This window comes from Pandoraea apista (assembly GCF_001465595.2).
In the GTDB taxonomy this organism is placed as follows: Bacteria; Pseudomonadota; Gammaproteobacteria; order Burkholderiales; family Burkholderiaceae; genus Pandoraea; species Pandoraea apista.
Genome location: NZ_CP013481.2, coordinates 3,973,708 through 3,997,365, shown reverse-complemented (window position 1 = coordinate 3,997,365; position 23,658 = coordinate 3,973,708). Strand labels below are relative to the sequence as shown.

Annotated in this window: 21 protein-coding genes; 7 read left to right on the top strand and 14 right to left on the bottom strand. The window is 63.1% G+C overall.

The window, feature by feature from the left end:
• Positions 1–71: 71 nt before the first annotated feature.
• On the bottom strand, positions 72–827 hold the full coding sequence (locus AT395_RS18020) for a 4'-phosphopantetheinyl transferase family protein (protein WP_052765683.1): 756 nt from the start codon (positions 825–827) through the stop codon (positions 72–74).
• Positions 828–1,265: 438 nt separating this feature from the next.
• Between AT395_RS18020 and AT395_RS18015 the strand changes: the two genes are divergently transcribed.
• Positions 1,266–2,264: an aldo/keto reductase gene (locus AT395_RS18015; RefSeq protein ID WP_048629893.1), complete on the top strand. Its 999-nt coding sequence runs from the start codon at positions 1,266–1,268 to the stop codon at positions 2,262–2,264.
• A gap of 73 nt (positions 2,265–2,337) precedes the next feature.
• Here the strand turns inward: AT395_RS18015 and AT395_RS18010 are convergent, their stop codons facing one another.
• Positions 2,338–3,315, bottom strand: a complete 978-nt coding sequence (locus AT395_RS18010; protein ID WP_335645771.1) for a sigma-54-dependent Fis family transcriptional regulator — start codon at positions 3,313–3,315, stop codon at positions 2,338–2,340.
• Positions 3,316–3,618: 303 nt separating this feature from the next.
• Between AT395_RS18010 and AT395_RS18005 the strand changes: the two genes are divergently transcribed.
• Positions 3,619–4,533 (top strand): LysR family transcriptional regulator, encoded by a 915-nt coding sequence (locus AT395_RS18005; RefSeq protein WP_042118876.1) that lies wholly within the window; start codon positions 3,619–3,621, stop codon positions 4,531–4,533.
• Between the two features lie 123 nt (positions 4,534–4,656).
• On the opposite strand, the gene AT395_RS18000 is transcribed toward AT395_RS18005, so the two are convergent.
• The 6 genes from AT395_RS18000 to AT395_RS17975 all read right to left on the bottom strand — a co-directional run bounded on the left by AT395_RS18000 (position 4,657) and on the right by AT395_RS17975 (position 13,237).
• Complete coding sequence (locus AT395_RS18000; protein ID WP_048629891.1) at positions 4,657–5,883, bottom strand: aminotransferase-like domain-containing protein; 1,227 nt, start codon at positions 5,881–5,883, stop codon at positions 4,657–4,659.
• A gap of 125 nt (positions 5,884–6,008) precedes the next feature.
• Entirely contained in the window at positions 6,009–6,503 is a 495-nt protein-coding gene (locus AT395_RS17995) for an SRPBCC family protein (protein ID WP_048629890.1), read from the bottom strand.
• A gap of 72 nt (positions 6,504–6,575) precedes the next feature.
• A complete protein-coding gene (locus AT395_RS17990) occupies positions 6,576–10,178 on the bottom strand; it encodes an amino acid adenylation domain-containing protein (RefSeq protein ID WP_048629889.1) in 3,603 nt (1,200 codons plus the stop codon).
• 10 nt (positions 10,179–10,188) lie between these two features.
• Positions 10,189–11,112, bottom strand: coding sequence for a diiron oxygenase (locus AT395_RS17985; RefSeq protein ID WP_048629888.1), 924 nt, complete (start codon positions 11,110–11,112; stop codon positions 10,189–10,191).
• A 98-nt stretch (positions 11,113–11,210) separates the two neighbouring features.
• The gene (locus AT395_RS17980) at positions 11,211–12,005 is read right to left on the bottom strand and encodes a DUF3050 domain-containing protein (protein ID WP_224787593.1); all 795 of its coding nucleotides are present in this window, start codon (positions 12,003–12,005) and stop codon (positions 11,211–11,213) included.
• A gap of 338 nt (positions 12,006–12,343) precedes the next feature.
• On the bottom strand, positions 12,344–13,237 hold the full coding sequence (locus tag AT395_RS17975; protein WP_042116860.1) for a LysR family transcriptional regulator: 894 nt from the start codon (positions 13,235–13,237) through the stop codon (positions 12,344–12,346).
• Between the two features lie 126 nt (positions 13,238–13,363).
• Between AT395_RS17975 and argC the strand changes: the two genes are divergently transcribed.
• Entirely contained in the window at positions 13,364–14,287 is a 924-nt protein-coding gene (gene argC, locus AT395_RS17970) for an N-acetyl-gamma-glutamyl-phosphate reductase (protein WP_048629887.1), read from the top strand.
• Between the two features lie 84 nt (positions 14,288–14,371).
• Here argC and AT395_RS17965 read toward each other — a convergent pair whose 3' ends face one another.
• Both AT395_RS17965 and AT395_RS17960 read right to left on the bottom strand, forming a co-directional pair.
• Entirely contained in the window at positions 14,372–15,097 is a 726-nt protein-coding gene (locus tag AT395_RS17965) for an ABC transporter substrate-binding protein (protein ID WP_048629886.1), read from the bottom strand.
• A gap of 97 nt (positions 15,098–15,194) precedes the next feature.
• Positions 15,195–15,959 (bottom strand): DeoR/GlpR family DNA-binding transcription regulator, encoded by a 765-nt coding sequence (locus AT395_RS17960; protein WP_042118870.1) that lies wholly within the window; start codon positions 15,957–15,959, stop codon positions 15,195–15,197.
• Positions 15,960–16,305: 346 nt separating this feature from the next.
• Between AT395_RS17960 and AT395_RS17955 the strand changes: the two genes are divergently transcribed.
• From AT395_RS17955 to pdxA, 3 genes are all read left to right on the top strand, one after another.
• Positions 16,306–17,295 carry a 2-keto-3-deoxygluconate permease gene (locus AT395_RS17955; protein ID WP_042116852.1) on the top strand — a complete coding sequence of 330 codons (990 nt, stop codon included), beginning with the start codon at positions 16,306–16,308 and terminating at the stop codon, positions 17,293–17,295.
• Positions 17,292–18,566 carry a four-carbon acid sugar kinase family protein gene (locus tag AT395_RS17950; RefSeq protein ID WP_048629885.1) on the top strand — a complete coding sequence of 425 codons (1,275 nt, stop codon included), beginning with the start codon at positions 17,292–17,294 and terminating at the stop codon, positions 18,564–18,566. Before AT395_RS17955 ends, AT395_RS17950 begins: the two co-directional genes overlap by 4 nt.
• A gap of 123 nt (positions 18,567–18,689) precedes the next feature.
• Entirely contained in the window at positions 18,690–19,691 is a 1,002-nt protein-coding gene (gene pdxA / locus AT395_RS17945; protein WP_042116847.1) for a 4-hydroxythreonine-4-phosphate dehydrogenase PdxA, read from the top strand.
• Positions 19,692–19,764: 73 nt separating this feature from the next.
• On the opposite strand, the gene AT395_RS17940 is transcribed toward pdxA, so the two are convergent.
• Entirely contained in the window at positions 19,765–19,902 is a 138-nt protein-coding gene (locus tag AT395_RS17940; protein ID WP_174554645.1) for a hypothetical protein, read from the bottom strand.
• A 59-nt stretch (positions 19,903–19,961) separates the two neighbouring features.
• The gene (locus AT395_RS17935; RefSeq protein WP_048629969.1) at positions 19,962–20,897 is read right to left on the bottom strand and encodes a LysR family transcriptional regulator; all 936 of its coding nucleotides are present in this window, start codon (positions 20,895–20,897) and stop codon (positions 19,962–19,964) included.
• 174 nt (positions 20,898–21,071) lie between these two features.
• Between AT395_RS17935 and AT395_RS17930 the strand changes: the two genes are divergently transcribed.
• On the top strand, positions 21,072–21,791 hold the full coding sequence (locus AT395_RS17930) for an SDR family NAD(P)-dependent oxidoreductase (RefSeq protein ID WP_048629884.1): 720 nt from the start codon (positions 21,072–21,074) through the stop codon (positions 21,789–21,791).
• A gap of 28 nt (positions 21,792–21,819) precedes the next feature.
• Here the strand turns inward: AT395_RS17930 and AT395_RS17925 are convergent, their stop codons facing one another.
• A complete protein-coding gene (locus AT395_RS17925) occupies positions 21,820–22,584 on the bottom strand; it encodes a class II aldolase/adducin family protein (RefSeq protein ID WP_231606171.1) in 765 nt (254 codons plus the stop codon).
• Positions 22,585–22,647: 63 nt separating this feature from the next.
• Complete coding sequence (locus AT395_RS17920) at positions 22,648–23,637, bottom strand: substrate-binding domain-containing protein (protein ID WP_048629883.1); 990 nt, start codon at positions 23,635–23,637, stop codon at positions 22,648–22,650.
• Between the last annotated feature and the right edge of the window lie 21 nt (positions 23,638–23,658).

Genomic DNA, 23,658 nt, shown 5'->3' with positions numbered 1-23,658 from the left:
AGCCTCTGCGTTCCCGTCCCCTCCCCCCCCGGTGAGATCGGCTTCGGCACTCACGAGGAATCGAGGATGCGTCAGGGCGCGACCCGCTCGATCGCCACAGCGCCCGCGCTGGAAACGGTGCCCGTCACGCGTAGTCCGGGATCAAGCCAGTCCGTCATCGCCCACCTTCCATGCGCAACGCGGCGCTGCCACGTGCGAAGCGGCACTTCGCTCATCGGCAGCCTCGACATGTCGACCTCTGGCATTGCGTCCAACGTCGTCTCTCCGACTTTCACGAGACTCTCTTTGCGTGTCCAGAGGCGCAGCCACGCCAGTGCGCGGGGGGAGGGCGCGTGATGGGTGTGCGCTACGCTCGAAAATGCGTCCAGACGCAGTCGCTCTCGCGCACTCATCCCCGGAAAATCCGCGTCCGCATCCAGTGCTTCATTCCAATGCTCGATGTCGATCCCGATCGGCACGATGGCACACGCCGCTGCCACGGCGCCGCGGGTGTGGCTCAAACTGACATGCAGCCCGGGATGCGCCGGCAGACGTGGGCGTCCATGGGCCCCCCCGCAACGCTCGCAGCGCTGCACGAGCCCGTAAGTACGCGCTGCGGGCCCCGGCGTATCGGGGCTTCCGGTGACACGCGCGGCGGCGACCCGAACCAGTATGTGCGCCGCCACATAGTCCTCCCGGTCGGCCGGTCGGGAGAACGCATCGGCGCGCTTGCGCTCGTCCCCTGTCAAATAGGCTGTCCATCCCCCGAATCGGGCCAGCACGTCGTGAGTTTCGCCGTAAAGCGCAAGCGTCGTTCCGGTCGGTCCGGCCGTCATGGAGTGGGTCATCGGTAATCGGGTACCAGAGACCTGGCACAGGGTGATAGGAACGACGGGATCCAAGCAATTTGGATGCCATGCGTCTCATGACGAACCGAAATAGCCAGTGCGCAGGGAAGTCGGTTTTCCAACGTGAAGCGAGTGACGCACACACCTGTCGCAGCGTGAAACAGGTGTCGCAGCCTCGGACAGATGTCGCACGTCATTTTCGACCGACGCTTGTCCGTCTGAGCGCACCCGAAGCGCCAATACCTGAGGTCCGCTCGTACCGCGAGATCACGCAGGCACGCGGGGCGTATCGATGCGGGGAGGTCGGAGCGAAGCGGGGCGAACGGGGGATAGAAAAATACCTTGAAGAATGGTTCGAAACTTGCATCGTCAGGAACGCGGTGCCGGACGGACGCTTCGGTAACCGAACAAAATACTCAATTGCACAGGAGCTGCACGATGCTGCCAACACGACGGCTTGGGACGCAAGGGCTGGAAGTACCTGCTATAGGGCTTGGGTGTATGGGAATGAGCTATGCCTACGGGCCTTCCGACGACAAGGAGTCGGTTCGCGTGCTGGAACGGGCGCTGGCGCTGGGATGCAATTTCTTTGACACCGCAGAAGTCTATGGGCCGTTCGAAAACGAGCGTCTGCTCGGGCGCGTGCTCAAGGGACGGCGCGACAAGGCGATCATTGCGACGAAGTTCGGATTCCGTCTCGATAACGGCACGGTAACCGGTGCGAACAGTCAGCCGTCTCATATTCGGAACGTGGTCGACGCCAGCCTCTCGCGGCTGGGTACCGACTACATCGATCTTCTTTATCAGCACCGTGTCGATCCCGACGTGCCGATCGAAGACGTCGCAGGTACCGTCGGCGATCTCGTCAAGGCGGGAAAGGTGCGTTATTTCGGCTTGTCCGAAGCCGGTGAGCGTACGATCCGTCGCGCTCACGCCGTGCATCCCGTGAGCGTGCTGCAAAGCGAGTACTCGCTTTGGCACCGCGACATCGAGGCGTCGATCCTGCCTTGCCTGCGCGAACTCGGCGTGGGACTGGTGCCGTTCGCGCCGCTCGGGCGCGGCTTTCTTACAGGTACTGCGCGCCGGGCCGAGGACTTCCCCGAGGGCGATTCGCGTCGGACATCCGATCCGCGTGTGCAAGGCGAGAATTTCGAGGCGAATATGCGGCTTGCCAGAACGTTGGCCGAGTATGCCGGGAAAGCCGGCGTCACCCCCGCGCAACTGGCGCTTGTCTGGTTGCTCTGGCGCGGGGAAGACATCGTGCCGATACCAGGCACACGTCGTATAGAACGTTTGGAGGAGAACCTCGCGGCCGCCGATGCGGATGTCGACCTCGCGATTCTGAGTGCACTCGACGCACACTTTAGCGCCGGTGCCACGACCGGTCCCCGTTACAAGGAAAACGCCATGATGGCGTTGCTGGCGGATCGGGCGTAGACATTGTACTCAGCGGATGCAGAAGGGATGAGGCCCGTTTGCATCCGCCGCGCTGGTGATTCGCGCCTGACGATCAACGCTGCGAGCCGAGCAGCACGTCGCTACCCATGTCGCGAACATGCGGGATATGCAGTTCGCGCAGCTTGCGATAGAGCGATGTGCGGCAGATGCCCAACTCGCGCGAGGCGGCCGAGATATTCCAGCGGCGCGACGAGAGCACGCGGATGATGATCTCGCGCTCGCCGTGTGCGATAGGAGAGAGCGAGTCGAGCGGTGTGGCCGGGACACTGACCGGCGTGGCTGTGTTGCCGGTCGCGGCCGACTTTGCACTGTGCACGAGATTGGTTGGCAGATCGCGCAACCGGATAGTGTCATCGGTCTTGACGGCGCATGCGTACTGAACGGCAGCGCGCATTTGACGCAGGTTGCCGGGCCAGGCGTAGGTGAGCAGCAACTCGCGCGTTTCACTGTCGAGCGAGTCCAGGTTCGTCGTGCCGCGCGACTCCGTCATAAACATGAGGTTGAGCAACCACGCGCGATCCTGTCGTAGCCGTAGCGGGGGAAGATTGACGATCCCCACGGCAATCCTGTAGTAAAGGTCTTCGCGAAACGATCCGGCCTGCACACGAGCTTCAAGATTCTGATGCGTCGCACAAATGAGTTGCAGGTCGACGGCGACCGGATGTGTCGCCCCGATGGGGGTGACCTCCCGTTCGGACAACACTCGCAGCAGACGCGTTTGTTGTGCTGACGGCATATCGCCGATTTCGTCGAGAAACAGGGTGCCGCCGTCGGCCTGTTCGACCTTGCCCTTCATGCCGGAATTCAGGGCACCGGAGAAGGCGCCGCGCCGATAGCCGAAGAGTTCGCTTTCGATAAGATTTTCCGGAATCGAACTGCAATTGACCGAAACCATGCTCGCGTTTCTGCGAGCGCTGTAGTCGTGCAAGGCCCTTGAGAGATACTCCTTGCCAGTGCCGGTTTCTCCGAGAATCAGGATGGGGAGTTGCCGATCGATGAGCATGCGGGCACGCGAGAGGGTCGCCAGCATGACGGGATCTTGACCGCAAAGCTGGTCGAGGGATGGACGTAAGGACAACTGAAAGTTTGCGTTTGAACGGTCCAGCGGATCGTGGGCGTACATAGCGTCTCTCATTGACTTTATAGGAACGGGTGAGCGCTGCGTTTGGCGGCGCAATATCGCCTGTTGCCGATGTTCCCGTGGTGGGGGGTGCTCCATAAAGCAAGAGCAAGCATAGTTCGATTCGCGAGAGGTATCCAATACCATATGATGTGACGACTGATACGGGTTCGCTATGAATAGAAACCGATGTTCTTCGAAGGAGCAGGCTCCATGGAACTGAGGCAACTTCGCTATTTCGTAGTACTGGCTGAAACACTTCACTTCGGGCGGGCGGCGAACCTGCTGCACATCTCGCAGCCACCGTTGTCCCGCCAGATCGCCATGCTCGAAGAGGAGTTGGGGGTGGTGCTTTTTCAACGAACGCAGCGCAGCGTTTGCCTCACCCCCGCAGGGCAGCGCTTCTATCGCGATGCGCGCTCCGTGCTGGCAACGCTCGACCAGGCGCGCTCCCATGCCCGCGCCGCGGAAGTTGGCGAGACCGGCGTGCTTTGCGCGGGTTTCATGTTTGCCGTGGCATGCAGTGTGCTCCCCGTACTCACCCGTGATTTTGCTGCGGCATTTCCGCGTATCGAGGTCAAACTCAAGGAAACGATTCCGACGGATCTCGCAAACGAACTGCGTTGCGGCCGGCTCGACGTGGGCATCATGTATTCGTCAGACGCAAGCGACGAGTTATGCACCGAAACCATCTTCCGTGAGCCGCTCGTCGCAGCCCTGCCTGCCGGTCATCGGCTGGCGGCACGCACCGCCATCTCCATAGCGGAACTGAAGGACGACCCGTTCATCATTTCGCCACGCGAGGCATCTCCTTTCATCCATAACACCATTACCGATCATTGCCGGCAGGCGGGCTTTACGCCGCGCGTACGGCTAGAAACCAATTTTCAACAGACGATCGTGAATCTGGTGGGGCAACGGCTGGGGGTCGCGCTCGTGCATAGCTCGATGCGCAGTACGCGCGCGGAAAACGTGTTGTTCGTTCCGCTACTGCATGCGCCGCATATCGACGTTGCGCTTGTATGGAGCAAAACGAGCAGCAATCCCTGCGTGCCGCGCTTTGTCGAGACGGCGCAACACCTCGGGCGCTTCGAACCTTTGGACGCCACGCTCCAGGCATGCGCATAGATCACGCGACGCGCATATGCGCATATGCCGTGTCCGGACCGGCATCGACGTGACGCCCTCGGGCGGCGTCTCCGTGGTGCCCCGTCAATCGATGCCGTCCATCCAGGCCAACCGGGGAATCTGTCACGACATGACGAGACGCGATGCTGTCTTCTCCAGACGCGCCTCGATGGTTTTGGCGAGCCGCATGATGCCGGTTTCGATCTGCGCCGGTGTCGCTGTCGTGAACGTCAGCCGCATCGTATTCGCTTTCGGAGAGATCGCGTGAAACGACGCGCCAGGGATGAACGCCACGCCGCAAGCCAGGGCGTCTTCGAACAGGCTGGCGCTGTCGATCTGCGGCGGCAGCGTAACCCAGAGGAACATGCCCCCCGCCGGGCGGGTCCACGAGACACCGTCGGGCATGTATTCGGCCAGGCATTTGAGCATGAGCGCGCACTGCGCCCGGTAGCGCAGCCGGATGGCGTCGAGATGGGCGTCGTACTCGCCGTCTGTGAGAAGGGCGTGCGCCAGCCGCTGCGTGATGCCGGTCGTGTGAAGGTCGCTCGCCTGCTTCGCCTGCAACAGCTTGATCATGAGTTCTTCCGGGGCGACGAGGTAGCCTACGCGCAGGCCGGGCGCAATGACTTTCGAGAACGATCCAAGATGAACGACGTCGTCAGGCGCCATCGAGCGCAGCGAGGGCGGTGTCACGCCGCTGTAGACCAGCTCGCCGTACGGATCGTCTTCCACCATCAACAATCCCAGGCGTTTTGCCCGGGATGCCAGCGCTTTGCGGCGCTCAAGAGGGAGCGTGCGGCCCGTGGGATTCTGAAAGTTGGGCTGGATGTAGAGCAGCCGGGCGTCGCGCATCGAGGCTTCATCCATGTACTCGGGGACAAGGCCGGCGGCGTCGGTCGGGACTTCGTCAAATACCGGCTGGTACTGAGCAAAGGCCTGAACCGCGCCGAGGTAGGTGGGCGTCTCGATCAGCACGCGGCTGCCGGGATCGATGAGCACGCGTGCGACGAGGTCCAGCGCCTGCTGCGAGCCCGTCGTGATGAGCACCTGAGCGGGACTCACCGCCGCGCCCTGACGCGACAGGCGTGCGGCAATGGCTTCGCGTAGCGGCGTATAGCCTTCGGACGGGCCGTATTGCAGCGCCCCGACAGCGTCACGGTGCAGAATGCGATCGAGCGCCGTGCTCAATCGCTCGACGGGTAGCGCATGCGGGGAGGGCAAGCCGCCCGCGAAGGAAATGATGTCGGGTCGTTCGGCCACCTTGAGCAATTCGCGCAGCGAAGAGGGTTTCATGTGGCGCGCGCGCGCAGCAAGTTGCCAGCGGCCAGCGGGCGGGATGTGTCTGTCCATGGTGCGGTCCGTGACGAAGCGAAATAAAAAAGGGGCCCCCGCGGCACGCGCCGCAAGGGCAAGGTTCGAACGACTTGATTGCCGAATGCCCCAATTGCCGCGCGAACCGGGCACCGTGCGGGCGATCAGCCGCCGTTGAATATTTTGCGCAGATTGTCCATGGCCATCTTCAGGAAGCCGACGGCGAAAGTGTCGAACGCCGCCTGATCCTTCGGGTTGCCGGAGCGTGCCTCGCCGACGATGCGGTACGTGGCGGTACAGGCGTTGTCGCCACGTGGCACGACTTCCATCGATGCCCACATGTTGCCGATGTCGAACGTCGTGTAGATCAGTGTCCAGCTCATCGTCATGGCGGCGTCATCGCGCGTGTTCAGTTGCTCGACAACCAGATCACCGCCGGTGAAGTGCTTATGGCGCAGTGAGCGGGGGCCGGTCGCCGTGCCCGTCATCTGAATGTACTCAAGCCCCGTGACGAAACGGTTGTAGCCGTCAAAGCGACCGACCACGTCCCACACTTTGCGGGCGGGGGCGTTCAGCTCTGCGACACCGGCATGCACCGTGGTCGTGAGGTTGTGGATCAACGTGTCGGGTTGCAGCTCGGTGCGGACTTTTTGCAGCATGATGAACTCCTTGAGGTGTGAGGGAACAGCACGAAAACAGCAAAGTCACGACAAAGTCACGAGGTATGGCGCTCAGATTGCGGAAGCCATATCCGTCTCGCGTTCGGTGCGCCGGGTGTCGCTGCCGGCCGGCGCGGGTAAAAAGCCGCTCTCGATCAGATAGGCGAAATGCCGGGCTAGCAATCGGGCGTCCTTGCGCGGGTACACGACGCCCAGCCGTGCGAGCGCAGCGGCGGTTTGCTGATGGTCAATGCGTGACATGTCCCCGATGTCCTCCTGACTGTCGTCGAGGTAGAACGCCACAACGTCGAACAGCGCATTGCTCTCGTCGATCGAGGTCAATCGCTTGCGCCACTCCGACGGTTCTTCCAGTGTTATCGGGTAGCCGCATTGCGCCAGCGCGCCGAGATAATCCTCCCAGGTCAGCGGGGTCGGATTCTGGAGATGGAACACGCGCAATTCCCGTTGCGGGTCGGTCGTACAGCGCACGACAGCGCGGGCAAGAAAATCGACCGGCGTGAAATCGAAGTCGGTGTCGCCCGCAGGCGCAGCGCCGAGTTGGAGCGAGCCTTTGACGAGGAGCAGGATGCGGTTGCGCGCGGGCTGGCAAAGACCGGTGTCCGCAACGCCGGTGATATTGCCCGGGCGCAGGATGGTCACGTCGACCCCTCGCTCGGCTGCCTCCCACACGAGATGCTCGGCGACCCACTTCGTGACGTTGTAGCCGTTGTTCACGAACACCGGTGCGCTGCGTGCGGGGCCTTGCTCCAGCACGTGCCCGGCGTCGTTCGCAGCACTCGCGGCCGACAAGGTTGAGACGAAGTGCATCGACTTGTTGCGGAACTCGCAGGCCAGGCGCAGCAACGCCAGTGTTGCACCGACGTTGGCATCGTAAAGATAGGGATAGTCGTAGACATGATTGACATGCGCGCCGTTGTGGTAGATCGCATCGATGTCGCGCGCCAGCATGCGCCACGTATCGGCGCTCAGCCCGAGCCGGGGCTTGGCAAGATCGCCGAGGATCACCTTCAGACGCGGATGCCCGGCGATCGCACCGAGTCCGTTCGCTTGCAGGGCCTGGGTCAGTCGGGCTTCTCCCTCCTTCTGGCTGGCAGCACGCACCACGCAATGCACGACGGCCGATGTCTGCGCGATCAGCTCCGCTGCAATGAAGGTACCGAGGAATCCGTTCGCACCGGTGAGCAGGATGGCACGGGCACCGTCGGGGACGGGGCGCAGTCCATCGACAGGACGGATATCGTCGGGCAGCGCCATGTCATCGAACACACGCTGCGGTATCCGTTCGCCCTTGTCGACATCGTCGTTCTCGAGCAATGACGACAGCGAGGCGATGGTCGGACGTTCCATGAAGCGGGCGAGCGGGGCATTGCCGCCAAACTCCTTCTTGACGGCGAGCATCAGCTTTGAGACCAGCAATGAGTGTCCGCCGAGATTGAAGAACGAATCGTCTTTCCCGATCTCGAACGGTTCCAGATCGAGCAGCCGCGCCCACAGCGCTTGCAGTTGCGTTTGCGTTTCGGTGAGCGGTTCCTCGTGCGCCTGTGCCTCATGGGCATGGGCGCGCTGAGCCGGGATGCGCGCCAGCGCGCCGCGGTCGATCTTGCCGTTGTTGGTGGCGGGCAGTTTGTCGAGTACAACGATCTCGTACGGCACCATGTAGTCGGGCAGACGTGCGACGAGCAGTGCACGCAGCGCGTCGCCACTGGCCGATGTGTCGAGCGGTCTGGCAACGAAGCCGCGGATGCGCTTGCGATCGTCGACTACACACGCGCACTGACCGAACATGCCGGTCGCGATGGCCGCGCCCTCGATCTCACCCAGCTCGACGCGGAAACCACGAATCTTGACCTGCGCGTCGCGTCGGCCGACGAAATGCAACTGGCCGTTGTCGTCCCATTGCACGATATCGCCCGTGCGATAGAGCTTTTCGTCGCGTGCCGCCGGCCATTCGCCATTCGGATCGGCGAACGGATTGGGCACGAAGCTGCGCTCGGTCAGGTCTGGCCGGTGCAGGTAGCCGTCGGCCACGCCTGCCCCCGCGACACACAGTTCGCCGGGTTCGCCGGTTCTTGCAGGTTGGCCGTCATCGTTGAGCACGTAACAACGCACATTCGCGATAGGCTGTCCGATCAGGCGATTACTGTCGCCTGCCTGAAGGCGCGCAATTGTCACGAGCACCGTACATTCCGCCGGCCCGAAGATGTTGTGGAAGGCTCGGCCCTGACTCCAACGGGCGATCGTCTCGGGAAAGCAGACATCGCCCCCTGTGAGCAGGTGACGCAGCGCCGGCCACTGGGCGTCGGGCATCACCGCCAGCAATGCGGGCGGCAAGAAGGCGTGAGTGAGGGCTTCGCGGGCAATGAGGTCGCTCAACTCGTCGAGTGCATGCCGCTGGGCTTCGGTGGGAATCACCAGCGTCGCGCCCGAGAGGAACGTCGGAAAGATGTCGAGCAACGAGACATCGAATGCCACGGTACAGAATTGCAGCACGCGCGAGCTGGCGTTCATGCCGATGTAGTCGCGATACCAGTGGCAGAAGTGCACGATATTGCGATGCGTGAGCATGACGCCCTTGGGCGTGCCGGTCGACCCTGAGGTGAAGATCGTAATGGCGCAACGGCTCGCCCGATCGGCTTGACGTTCCACTGGCCATGTCGTCACCCCGATATCCACGTCTGCGGCATCGAGCGAGCGCAGGCGAATCACTTCGACGTCAAGGCCGTCGAGTCCGCTCGCGTCGAAATCGTCGTCGGTGATCAGGCACTTGGCCCGGCTCTGCTCAAGGATCTGACGCACGCGCTCGGGCGGGAACGACGGATCGAGCGGCGCATAGGCCGCACCCGCACCAATGACCCCGAGAATGGCCGTGTAGAGCAGGCGCGACTTCGGCAGGCGTACCGCAATGACGCATGGCGTGCCGTCGTGTGGCGCACTTGTCGGTATTAGCGCCGAGAGTTGCCACGCCAGCTTCATCGACGCGGCCACGAAGGTGCGGTAGTCGACGTCGCCATGCGCGTCGCGCAAGGCAATCGCCGCCGGTGCCGCCACGGCCTGGCGTGACACCATCTCGGGCAGTGAGGGGGGCAACGACATCGTTCGCGCCGTCTCATTGCCCGCATGCCAGCCGGACAACTGATGCGTGTCGAGGACTATGCTCCCGGGCGTGGGTATTGCCGGGGCGCGCGCCGCCAGCGTCTGCGGCGTCAATACATCGCGCCCGAGTTGGCTGACGATGTCCACGAGCATGGCTTCGGCTTCGGTATCGATATGTGCCACGAGATCGGCACCGCAGATCGGACGGTCGAACTCGCACGGACTTGATGCCACGTCGACCACGCCATTGGGCCCTTGCCATTGCCAAGAGAGCGTCGCGCGAGCCGGAGGGAATGCGGGAGCGCGCGCGACGAAGCTCAGCACATGGTTCGCTTGACTGACGATTGCCGGATCGGCATCGCCACACTCGATGCGCCACTCGACGTTCGGCGGCGCGGCATGCGCGTGCGGGACGGCGGCGCCCAGTTGCTCGGCCATCTCGGCCAGCGGCCCAGACGCGTTGCACAGCGGCGTCACGTCATGCCCCATGTCGTGAAGGGCAGCGAACAGGCGTGCACCCAGGCGGTTGTTGCCTGCCACAGCGAAGGAAATCGCTCTCATGACACGTTCCTCACAGGTATTGCGCGATAGCCGCGCGTGTGGGCTCGTGTTCGAGCAGCCCTGCCATTTTCAGGAATTTGCGGATGTTGACGATCATCGGATGCTGGTTGGTGATCGGGTAGGCGCCCACCATGTCGCGGGCGATCTGTTCGCGCGTGGCTGCCGGGAGGTCGAGCGTAGCGATCAGACGCCGGTCGAACTCGAGTTGCAGTTCATTGGTGAGGTATTCGCGCAGGAAGAAGGGCAGCCCGCGACCAAGTTCGACACGTGCCGGCTCGTCGATTTCACGCCAGTAGAGCTTGACGAGATTGATCCAGAAGACCGAATGCCGGCCCTCGTCGGCCAGATGGTCGGCCATGACGCCTTTGACCGAGCGCTTGAGCGTGGTATCGCGCGAGAACGCGGCGACCTCTGCGGTGACCGTATTCTCCGAAATCGCCACGCCGAGCAGTTCCATCCCGGCGGCGTATTGCGGCGGCACGAATTCCATGGCGCGCGGAATCGCGCGCGAGAGTTCGATCTCGCGGTTCTGTTCGATCGGGCCGATCCCGGTGCTGCGCTCGACCTGGTCGAGGTAGTCCATTGCCACGTACGCATGGTAGTTCTCGTCGATCACGACCGACATGGCGTCGCTGCGGCAGGCAAACGGAAATTCGAACGGAAAGCGCGACTTTGCGATGGCGAGTGCCGTGCGGTTGACGATTTCCGTCTCGAAAATGATGACGTCGTTGATGTACTTGTAAAAGCTCTGCAGCAGGATGTAGTCCTGCACTTGCTTGCCGGCGTCGATCACCGCCGGATGCGCGTAGAGCGGCTGGCGCTCGACCGGGTAATAGCTCAGGTCATCGTCCTCGACGATGCGGCGCGGACGGGAACGGATGGTGGCACGTTGTTCCCATTGGTCAGCGTGGCTGACGTAACTCTGCAGTGACATGGCATTGCCTCGGAGAATGGGGGCGGGCAGACCGGAAACCGCGCCACAGGCGGCGCGGCACGCAGCGAAAGGACGGACCCGGTGTGACCCGCCGGGCGTCAGGCGGCGACGGCTTCCTTTTGCGTGGCCACGATGTGCTCGTGCAGGCTGTCCCACAGACGCAGGCGTTCGTCGATGGCGCGCAGGCCGGCTTCAAGCGCTTCGGCAAGCAGGCGTTCGTCGTTGCGGGCGGCCTCGGCGATCATTGCGCGCGCTGCCGGACCGTGTTCGCCGGAGTCGACTTCGATGTGGCGATCGAGATAGAACGTCAGGAGCGGCACGCTCTTCGCATCGATCTTCCAGCCGTCGAGCAACGTGCGGAACATGTCGGGGATCACGTTTTCGCGGCCGTAGAAGAAGTTGCCGAGGACCTGATGGGTCGCGCCTTCGTAGCAGGTCGCAAACGTGGAGTTGACGAAGCGGATCACCGGCGGCGGCGCTTCAACGGCGGCAAGCGCGGCGCTCACGCTGTGACCCTTCATGAGCAGGTCGATGAGCTTCTGGATCTGCCGCGTGTCGGCGCCGACGTCGCGCATGGCCGCGAGATACAGATCGAAGTGGCTCATCGGGCCTTGCGGCGTTTCGTCGCACTCTTCGCCCAGCACGATCTCGTTGATCAGACGCGCGGCATGAATGTTGCGCGGTGCGATCCATGGCAGGGTGATGGTCGTCAGGTCGGCCTGAAGACGTTTGACCAGCGACATGAAATCCCAGACCGCGAAGACGTGCCATTCCATGAACGTCTGCAAGCCCTGCATCGATTCGATGGAATGGAACACCGGGTGATTTGCCAGCGTCGCATGATGTTCCTGGATCTGCCGTTCGAGATGTTCGATCTTGTCCACGATATGCATCCTTGAGGTAATGAAATTGAGTTCAACCTGTGTGAGGGGAATGCGGCGCGACTTTCACGTCGTCGCGGACATGGATTAGCAAGTTCGATACCAGTCTCTCGAAATGCAAGAATCTAGCGGTTCAAGCCAATTTTCAGGACGTTGGGGGATGGGCAGCACGCATGACACCTGTACAACTTCTGGACAGGTGTGCATACGCGTGTGTAGGGCTGCGGGGGATGCCAGAACCGATGCGTCAGCCTGATCCGGCCGTTACGCGGGTCGCCATATTTGTAGTCGTTATGTGCGGAGGCCTGAGTCGTAGCGCTTGTGCTCTTGTTGCAAACGAAGCGCTTGCCTCATCGCTTGCGTCCCTCCCGCAGACTCCATAGCGCATCGAGAACATATTGCGTCGCGCGTTCGATGTGACCTGTACGGTGCGCAATGCCGAGTTGGCGCCACAGCGCCGGGCGCAGGGCGCGCATGGCGATACGTTCGTCAAGAACGGCGTTTTGCGCTTCGTTCGGTAGGAGTGCCGCGCCGTAGCCTGCGGCGACCAGACTCTTGATGGCGTCGTTGTAGTTGATCTCGATCCGCGGGGCAGGGTGATGCCCTGCGGTGGCGAACCACTCTGCGGTCAGTCGCGACAAACGCGTAGTGCTGTCGTTGAGGATCAGCGGCTGCCTGGCCAGCCACTCAGGCGTTACGTGTTTTGGCGCTGACCAGTGGGCCGGCAGAAACGCCATCACAGGATCGCGTCGCCATTGTTTGATGACGAGCCCGGCAACCGGTGACTGCGGCAACGCCACCAACCCGACATCCAGCGCCCCTCGGCGAAGCCGGCTCAGCGTTTCCTGCGAAGTCAGGATCGCCGCCTGAACGTCAATGTCGGGATGGTGCAGACGGAGCGCTTCGAGCGCTTGCGGCAGGAGATGCGCGATCGCCCCTGTCGATGCGCCAATTCGCACCCGACCCGCGAGACCCTGCGCATGACGCTCGATATCCTCCAGCGTTTGCTCCGCCTCGGCGAGCAAGCGCCGCGCGCGCTCGACCAGCACTTCCCCGACCGACGTCGGCCGTATTTGCCCGCGTTTGCGTGACAGGAGCAAGGCGCCGACCCGCGCTTCCAGATCCGCCACATGCAGGCTCACCGTCGGCGGCGACAGATGCAGGGCTTGCGCTGCGTCGGCAAATGAGCCGCTGTCTGCAACAGCGACAAGCGTTTTCAATCGGTCCAGGCTGATTTCTCTCATGTCGGCGCCGTAATTTAGAAAATACGAATTTGAGATTCATGAAATTCAACTTTTCCAATTTTACGCGTCGCGGGAATATAGCGCATCGAGAACAATTTCTGACCGAATGACAGGGAGGTTGCGCAAATGTCTTCTCCGCATATCTTTATCGATGGCGATCAGGGCACCACCGGGTTGCAGATCCACGGGATGCTTCGGGATCGTCGCGACATCACGCTCGTCACGCTGCCCGAGGCGCAGCGCAAGGATCCGCAGCGTCGCGCCGAGGCCATCAACAGTTGCGATATTGCGATCCTTTGCCTGCCTGACGGCGCTGCTCGTGACGCGGCGGCATCCATCGTCAATCCTCGCGTCAGGGTGATCGACGCGAGTTCCGCGCATCGCACGCATGCCGACTGGGTGTACGGTTTTCCGGAAATGGCGAAGGGTCAGGCGGACCGCATTGCGAGCGCCAGCCGGGTGTCCAACCCCGGTTGCTACCCGACAGGGGCCATCGGTTTGTTGCGGCCGTTGCTTGGCGCCGGTTTGATCCCTGAGGACTATCCGGTCAGCATTCATGCCGTTTCAGGGTATTCCGGTCGCGGGCGTGCGGGGGTTGAAGCGCATGAGGGACCGAACGCGACGAAGGCGTCGGGGTATCGGCTCTACGGTCTGGAACTGGCGCACAAGCATCCGCCCGAGATTCAACAGCACTCGGGGCTCGCGTTCCGTCCCATGTTCGTCCCGTCGTACGGCGCGTATCGTCAGGGAATCGTATTGACCATTCCGATCGAGACGCGGCTTCTGACGTCGGGGGCGAACGCCGGCGCGCTGCACCAATGTCTCGTCGATCACTACGCCGGTCAGCCGTACGTTCAGGTCATGCCGATGCAGGAACCCGGTGCGGTCAAACAGCTCGACCCGGAAGCGCTGAATGGCACCAACGTCATGCAGTTGAGTGTGTTCGGCAATGAGGCGCACGGGCAAGTGCTATTGACCGCCGTTCTGGACAATCTAGGCAAAGGGGCGTCGGGGGCAGCCGTTCAGAACCTTGAATTGATGCTCGCCTGAGTGCCGCTGCGCAAACTGCGGCTCGGGGAGTCCTATCGGACTCCCCCTGACGCCGTCGCGCTGCACGACCGCGATCTTCGCGGCTCAGGGCGCAAGCGCTGCGCCGGAAATATGATGTCGGCGTAAGGCGTCAGTCACGAATCCCGACGCCTTCATCTCTTCGACGAAGGCTGCCAGAAACGCGTCGGCCTGCGCCCCTCGGCCGATCGCCAGTCCCATTGCCTGTCGAATCACCATGAAGCGCTCACCTAACAGCCGGTAGCCTGGCGTGCCTGCAATATCGGCTTCGATCTGCTGTTTCACGCCTGCCGCGACTTCGTAGCCGCCTTCGAGAAATGTCTTCACGACGGTCGGCGACGTCGGTGCCCGCACGATCTCCGCATGCTGCAATTCGCGCGTGAGGAAGAGGTCGTACGCGCTGCCCTTGCCGACCACGACACGCGTACCGACCCGGTCGACATCCGCGTTGGTCTTCACGGCCGACGCTTCCGGCACCAAGTAGTAGCCTTCAATCAGCACATAGGGCGCGGTGAAGGTAATGGTCGCCGCGCGTTTCGGGTCGACGGCGAAGAAGCCGACGTCGGCGTCGCCAGCCGAGACCACGTCGACGGATTTCCCGGCGGTATCGACCGTGATGAGATCGAGGGGCACGCCAAGCCGCTGCGCGAGCGCCGATGCCAGATCCACTGAAATGCCGCAGGGCCTGGACTGTGCATCGAGCCCGGCGAGGATCGGGTTCCCCAGATTGATAGAAGCGCGCAGCACACCGGTCGGCGCGAAGACGGCAACGAGAGAGGGATCGAGTGTCATGGCGGTGAGGGTTGGGCGCAATAGATGCCATCTTACCGATGGCGACGGTATCGAACACGACATATTGCGCTACCGAATGTCGTGGCCGATGGCTGCGTCAATGGACCGATTCGATGGTGATTTCCGGATGCTTGCGGAATTCCGAAAGTGCGTCGTCGTCGGCGCGCGCTTCGGTGACCAGCGTCCAGGCGCGCTCCAGCGGTGTCCAGTGTTGCTGGCTGGCGCGATCAAGTTTGTTGGCGGTGACCAGCACATACACGCTGGCCGACTGACGGATGATGCACTCCTTGAGCCACGCCTGTTCGGCGGAGGCTTCGCACAGACCGCGTCCGGCCACGACCCCGTCGGCCCCCAGAAACGCCTTGTCGACGGACACCCGGGAGAGCGCCAGTTGCGCCAGCGGACCGAGCACGCTCATGCTCGACGGCCGTACGTCGCCGCCGATCAGCGTCACCGGAACCTTGTTGGCGGCCAGCGTCCCTACGGCGAGCAGGTTGTTCGTCACGACTCGCACACCCTCGCGCCCGGCAAGAAAGCGCGCCATTGCTTCGGTCGTGGTGCCGCCGTCCAGAAAGATCGTATCGCCATCATCAACGTGGGCCACGGCAGCGCGCGCGATGGCGTCCTTCTGCTCTCGCAAGCTCTCGCGCCGCAACTCCAGCGATTCCTCGGGTTCATGCATGCGCACGGGTGCGGCGGCGCCGCCGTACGTGCGCACGATGCGGCGCTCGTCGGCCAGCGCGCGCAGATCGCGACGCACCGTGGCTTCCGACATGCCGAAATGTGCGCACAGCGCGGCAACATCGGTCATGCCCGACAGGACGGCTTTGAAAATCGCCTCGCGGCGGTTAGCAACTTTCATGGATGGATCGAAGCTGAGCAGAACGAATCGTGGCGTTTCGCGGGCAGACAGCGTGTTCGCCGCGCGGCGCGCATAGTGTAGCTTGCTGTGTACGGAAATCGTCCGATAAGCCGTAAAGACGCCGGCCGGCGTCAACGCGATCGTGAGGGTTGTCCAAAATGATCGATTCAATCATTTTGGACGCAAAGCAAAGTCGCCGCCGAGCGAATTTGACCGATTTCTGCCAAGGATAAACCCTTAGTCACAAAATTTGCACATTTTTCTGGCAGCGATTAGACTTCCGTCTGCTCAAAACGATCAAAATAATGATCGATTGATCAAAATCTATACCAGTCGGGAGACAACAATGGCTCAAATTCGTATCAAGCGTGCAATCGAGCGCGTGCCGGGCGGGATGATGATCGTTCCCCTGCTGATCGGTTCGTTGATTGCGACGTTCATGCCGGGTATGCCGAAGTTCTTCGGCTCGTTTACCAACGCACTGTTCACGGGCGCGTTGCCGATTCTTGCGGTGTTCTACGTCTGCATGGGCGCGAGCATCGACGTCAAGGCAACGCCGTACCTGGTCAAGAAGGGCGGCGCGTTGTTCGGCGCCAAGGTGGGCGCGGCCATTGTCGTTGGGGTTGTGCTGGGCCATTTCCTGGGCGAAGCGCCGATCACGTCGGGCATGTTCGCCGGCATTTCCACGCTGGCTGTCGTGGCAGCGATGAACGACACGAACGGCGGCTTGTACATGGCGCTCATGGGGCAGTACGGTCGCTCGGAAGACGTGGGCGCGTACACGATCATGTCGTTGGAGTCGGGGCCGTTCCTGACGATGGTCACGCTGGGTGTCGCGGGTCTGTCCGCCTTCCCGTGGCCGACGCTGGTCGGCAGCATTCTGCCGCTGGCCGTGGGCATGCTGCTGGGCAATCTCGACCGCGAGATGCGAGACTTTCTGGGGCGCGCCGTGCCGGTGATGATTCCGTTCTTCGCGCTGGCGCTTGGCGCGGGGCTCGATCTGCACAAGGTGTGGCAGGCTGGCCTGCTGGGCATTCTGCTCGGTTTCGCCGTTGTCGTCGTGACGGGCATTCCACTGTATATCGTCGACCGTCTCACGGGCGGCACGGGCGTGGCCGGCACGGCTGCCGCCAACACGGCGGGGAATGCCGCCGCGGTGCCTGCGCTCATTGCGGCTGCGAACCCGGTGTACGAAGAAGCGGCCAAGAGCGCGACGTTGCTTGTCGCCGCCTGCGTGGTGGTGACCGCCATCGTCTCCCCGATCCTGACGGCGGCTGTCGCCAAGCGTGCGATGGCACGTGAGGCTGGGGCAGCGGCCAAGGGGGCGGCGCAGTGAGCATTGTGATTGTCGCCGACGACCTGTCTGGCGCCGCCGACTGCGCGATCGGCTTTACCAAAGCCGGCCGTCGCAGCGTTGTGTCGCTCGACGTCGACGGCTTCAATGCGGCTGCGCAAGTGGTGGCGATCGACACGGACACGCGTCGTCTCGCTCCCGCCGAGGCGGCTGCGCGTGCCGTTGCGGCATGGCAGCGGCTTGCCGCACCGGGCCGTCGTCTGTACAAGAAAATCGACTCGACGTTGCGCGGTAACTGGGTTGCGGAAGTCGCGGCATTGCAGCCGCTGGCGGGACTCGCTATCGTGGCGCCCGCGTTCCCGGCCACGGGACGCATTGTGCAAAACGGAGAAGTCTTCGTGCGCGGTGTGCCGCTTGCCGAGACGGACACGTGGCGCTTGGAACATGAGGGTCGGGAGGCGCGTCTCGCGCCCATGCTGGCGGCTGCCGGCATGACGACGCAGACGGTGCCGGTCGATGTGCTGCACGGCGATTTCGCCGCAGTCCATTCGGCACTGAACGACGTCATCGCGCAAGCGCGCGCCCATGGCGTGACGGCGTTGATCGTCGATGCGAAAACGGATGACGATCTCGCCATGCTGGCACGCGCCAGTGTCACGTTCACCGACACCTTCTGGGTCGGCTCGGGCGGGCTTGCGCGCGAACTGGCCGAACTCCCCGAACTGTTTGCATCGCCGGAGCATTCGGAGGACGGGCAGCACAATAGGCTTGCAACGACGGACGACCATGCGAACGGTCGTGTGCTGACGCTGGTTGGCAGTCTGTCTGCCGTGTCTCAGCAGCAATGCGCCCGCCTGTGCGAAGACAACGACGTGATCGAATGGACTGTGCCGCCTGCCGTGTTGCGTGCCGGTGAGGCGCATTCTGAGTGCGCTGTCTGGCGCGCGCGCATTGGCGAGGCGATCGAAGCGGGTAACGACCTGCTGGTGCGAATCGGCCGCGACGACGCGTTCGATCCCGCCGAGGGCGCGCAACTGTCGGCCGTGTTGGCCACATTGATCGCGCCACATTTCTCGCGGTTGTCGGGCCTCATCGTGACGGGTGGCGAGACGGCACGTGCGATGTTGAGCGCGGCCGGTATCGGCGCGCTGGAATTGCTCTCGGAGGTCGAGCCGGGCGTTGCCGTCGGACGGCCCGCCGACGGCTCGCCAGTGCGCATCGTCACCAAGGCCGGTGCCTTCGGTGGAGAAGCGGCACTGCACAGCGCTTACCGGCATCTGCGCGCTACGGCGAGGGTCCGCGACGCGCATTGAGGCGGCGTGAGCGGGCAGCAGGACAGCAGGACATCAGGACATCAGGACAAACGGACATCGGCCCGGAACACGCAGTACGTTCCGGGCATCCCCCTAAACGAAACGGACATCAACGCAAACGCCATGAATCAATATCTCCCTGTCATTGGCATCACCATGGGTGATGCGGCTGGCGTCGGCCCGGAAATCATCGTCAAGAGTCTGGCGCACGACAGCGTCTATCAGCAGTGCCGCCCGGTCGTGATCGGCGACGCGCGACGTCTCGAGCAGGCGATTGCCATCGTGAAGACGCCGCTGAGTGTGCGGCGTATCCAGACGGTCTCTCAAGCCACGTTCACGCCGGGCGTGGTGGATTGTATCGACCTCGATCTGATTCCCGAAGACCTGCCGTTCGGCCAACTCTCCGCTATCGCGGGCGATGCCGCGTATCAGTACATTGCGCATGCGGCAAAGCTCGCCGAAGCCGGTGAGATCGACGCGATCTGCACCGCGCCGCTGAACAAGGAAGCGCTGCACGCCGGTGGCCACAAGTTCCCGGGGCATACGGAGATGCTGGCGCATCTGACGGGGGTCGACGAAGTGTCGATGATGCTCGTTGCGCCGCAACTTCGCGTGATTCACGTGACGACCCACATCGGCATCATCGATGCGATTCGCAAGATCGAGCCGGGCCTGGTGCAACGCACGATCGAGCGGGGTCATGCCACGCTGGTCAAGGCAGGTATCGCCAATCCGCGCATCGCCGTGTGCGGTATCAACCCGCACGCGGGGGAAAACGGTCTGTTCGGCTACGGGGAAGAGGAAGAGAAGATCGTGCCGGCGGTGCAACTGCTGCGCGAGCGTGGCTGGGACATCGAAGGCCCGCTGCCGGCCGACACGCTGTTCTTCCGCGCCGGGCGTGGCGACTTCGATCTCGTGGTCGCGATGTACCACGATCAGGGACACGGCCCGGTGAAGGTGCTGGGGCTCGAAGCCGGTGTGAACGTTACCGTCGGTCTGCAAGTGGTGCGCACGTCGGTCGATCACGGCACGGCGTTCGACATTGCCGGCAAGGGCATTGCCGACGAAGGCAGCCTGCTCGAGGCGTTGCGCCAAGGGGCGGAACTGGCCACGCGCCGCGCATAAGCCGCGCATCAGTCACACATCAGTCACGCAAAACGGCAACGGCACGTCTGTCGAGTGCGTTGCCGTGTGTCGATTATTCGACACCCCTATCACCGCGATCGTTGATTTCGCGGATGAGCGAGCGTAACGCGCTGACGATGCGCTCGGTCAATCCTTCCGGCGGACGTCGCTCCGCCCACACCAGTCCCACATCCGTCGACGGCACGCTCACGCTCAGATCCCGCCGCAAGATTCGTCCGCCATCGAGTTGTCATTCCCCGGGGCGTGACGCTAGTTTCTGCACACCGACAGCACATGTCGTCGCAGCCACCGATGCGCAGGGTCTGCCTCCATGCGCGGATGCCACATCAGCGAGACCGTGATCTGTGCGGTCGGCACGGGTAATTCGAACACATGAAATGCCGCGGAAGAGGCCGCAGGCCGCCGTGCCGCGCGTTGCGTAATGAGCGACGCGGGCACCAGCGCAATCAGATCGGATGTCTGCGCCAGGGATAAGGCCGCGGGAAAACTCGGTACGACCGCCACGATGTCCCGATGCAGGCGTAATGCGGCGAGCGCGTTATCGACCGGCCCCTCGCCGTTGCCATGGCGCGACGCCACGACATGCCCGAAGGCGACATATCGCTCGGCGCTCGGCGCGGCTTCGGTTGCCAGCGGATGGCCTGCACGCACCGCGCCCACGAAGTGATCGCGAAACAGCGCCTGCACCCGAATTTCCGGCCCCATGTTGCTCGTCTCGCCCACCTCGCCGAGGACACCGATTTCCAGATCGGTCCGTCCGTCGCGCAAGGGGGCTGCCGTCTTCTCTGCCTTGGGCAGAAAGCGCAGGCTGACGAAAGGCGCGTCTCGCGTGACGGCGGCAATCAGCGTGGCACCGAAGGCCTCCACGAAGCCGTCGTTGACGCGCAAGGTGAAGGTGCGGCGCAGGGTTGCAAAGTCGGGCGACGCTGTCGCCGGGGTGAGCAGCGAGCGCGCTTCGTCGACAGCGCCACGGCTGCGCAAGCGTAACTGCTCGGCGTGCGGCGTGAGTACCATCTGACGACCCGCCCGGACCAGCAGCGGATCGCCGGTAGCTTCCCGCAATCGGCTCAACGTCCGGCTCATTGCCGATGCGCTCAGCCCCAGCCGGCGCGATGCGCCCGCCACGCTGGCTTCGCAGAGCAGGGCGTCGAGCGCGATGAGCAGATTCAGATCGGGATCGGGCATGGTGGTGACAATCTCCGGTGCACTGGGATATGGCGCTTCATGCATGTTATCAGTGCATGTGGTGCGTCTTCCGCCAGGTATCCCATCGTCCTATATTTCCTGACAGATCACGTCGCTTCGCCGCGCGGCATCTCGCCGGCACGAGCGAGGGGCGTCCCACACGAGGAAACACGCATGCACAACACACTCACCGCTCACATATCGCCGTCGAAAACCGCACTGCTGATCGGCGCGTCGCGCGGTCTGGGCTTCGCAATGGTCCAGGCGTATCTGACGCGCGGCTGGCGTGTCATCGCCACGGCGCGAGAGGGCGCGTCGGACAAGCTCGACGCGCTGGCGGCCAACGCTGGCGGCGCACTCGAAGTCGAGACCGTCGATATCACGATCCCGGCACAGGTGGCCGCATTGCGCGAGCGGCTTTCAGGTCGCCGTCTCGATCTGCTCTTCGTGAACGCCGGTGTGAAAAACGACGACAAGGAGACGATTGCCGACGTATCGACCGACGAGTTTGTGCGCGTCATGGTGACCAATTCGCTCAGTCCGATGCGAGTGATCGAAGCGTTCGAGGCGCTGGTGCCGTCGGATGGCACACTTGGCGTGATGTCGTCGGGGCAGGGCAGCCTGACTAACAACACCAATGGGAACTACGAGGTATACCGGGGCAGCAAGGCCGCGCTCAATATGTTCATGCGCAGTTTTGCGGCACGTCACCGCGACGATACACGCACATTGCTGCTGATGGCCCCCGGCTGGGTGCGCACGGACATGGGCGGGCCCGATGCGCGTCTGAGTATCGAGCAGAGCATTCCCAACCTGATCGATACCATTACCGCGCATCACGGCCGCCCGGGGCTTCACTATGTCGACTATCTCGGTCGAACGGTGCCGTGGTGATGCCGGGCAACCCCGTATCGATCGCCGGTCAATTGCCGCGTAGTGCCGCGACCTGACGCTTCCACAGTGTCCACGGACGCTCGATCACACCCAGGTTCGTCGCGTTCGATCGTTTCCCTTCTTCGGGGTCGAGATACGTCACCTCGCCGCCAAGCGCGATGGCCTTGAACTGCATACCCGCGTTCAGTTCCGTGTAGATGGCGCGGTACACGGCGGCGGGCAGCGACGGGGCCGTTGCGACGAAGCCGTGTCCGCGCATGAGTGCGACATCGGCGTCGCCGAGCGACTCGGCCAGCGCTTTGCCTTGATCGCTATTGCGCACGAGCATGTCGGTGCAACCGAAGCAATGGCGAATGTCGAACACCGGGGCGCCGCTGCCGAGAAAGCCCGCCATGTGATAAACGGGACGCAACCGCACGGACGACGCCGCGAACGGGATCACCGATGGCGAGTGGCTATGCACGATGGCCGCCACGTCGGGGCGCGCGCGGTAAATCTCGCTGTGAATCCACGTCTCGAGATAGCGCTTTCGGGTGTCGCCGTCGACCGGCTGGCAATCGAGGTCGAGTGTGAGAATGTCGTCGGGCGTGACGAGTTCGGGCGCCATCGATTGTGCGATCAGAAAATGGGCCGGATTGCGCGGGTCGCGCACGCTCACATGGCCGAAGCCGTCGAGGACTTCGTGATGCGCGAGGATATGATTCGCGGCGGCGAGGTCTTCGAGCAATTGCGCCATGGAACGGGCATCGTGTTCGGTGAGCGCCGGGGTGTAGGGGGTAGCAGCTTGCGTCATGATCGTGACAAGTGAAATACCAATGAAAAAAGGCGAGGAAGGGACGTCGGCTGCGAGCGGTGGTCAGACCCGCACGGCGGCCGCCACCTCCGGAGGAAATAGTTCGTCGGCCTGCATCGGGCGGTGGCACACGCCCTGCTCGAAGGCGAAACGCAGGAAGGCGTCGAGCGTGGTTCGGTTCGGCGCGATGCCGTACGGCCACGGGTCGCCACCGAACATCACGCGCGCCTGCGCGGCGCGTTGGCTCATCCACGGCAGCGGGAAGTGCGAGCAGGTGATGTCTTCGAGACGTGCGACGCTGGCGTCTTTCGCCTGCGTGAACGCCTTGAGCAGATTGCCGGCGATCCAGCGGTTTGCAGTGAAAACATCGCGTCGCATGACGATCAGATGCATGATCGGGAAGATGCCGGTTCGTTCAAAGTAGGCGCGCTCGGCGGTCTCGAAGTCGGGAAGCATGCGAACGATCTCCCGCTCGCGGCCAGCGGGCGGTGCGGGCGGACGGGCGCTGAGAATCGCATCGATGTCGCCGTCGAGCAGCATGGCCGTGAGCGACTTCTCGGGCGAGGGGCGGTAACGCACGCCGTCCGGCACGCGCACGGCGACTTTCTCGCGCCGCCCCGCCTGATTGACACCGCCCTGCACCCATTCGACATCTGCGAGCGCCACGCCCTGATCGTGCACGAGCCATCCGCGCGAATAGACGGATGCCGTTTGCGCCCACTCCGGCACACCGATTCGCTTGCCGCGCAGATCGGCGGGCGACATCACGCTGGCGTCGTCCCGCACATAGAGTGACGACAGCCGGAACACCCGCGAGGGAAACACGGGCAGGCCGATCAAACGGTCGTCGCCTTGCGAGCGCAGCGACGCGTACTTGGCAAGCGACATCTCCGAGAGATCCCACTCCTGGAAGTGGGTTGTGCGATAGAAAATCTCTTCGACCGGCAACACCGACGGCACGAGGTCGATGCCTTGCGCGGCGATCCGGCCATCGAGCAGGTCGCGCACATGGTCGTAATCGTTGACGGCGAGCGAGAGAGAGAGTTTTGACATGACGCGCTCCGATGCGCAGAG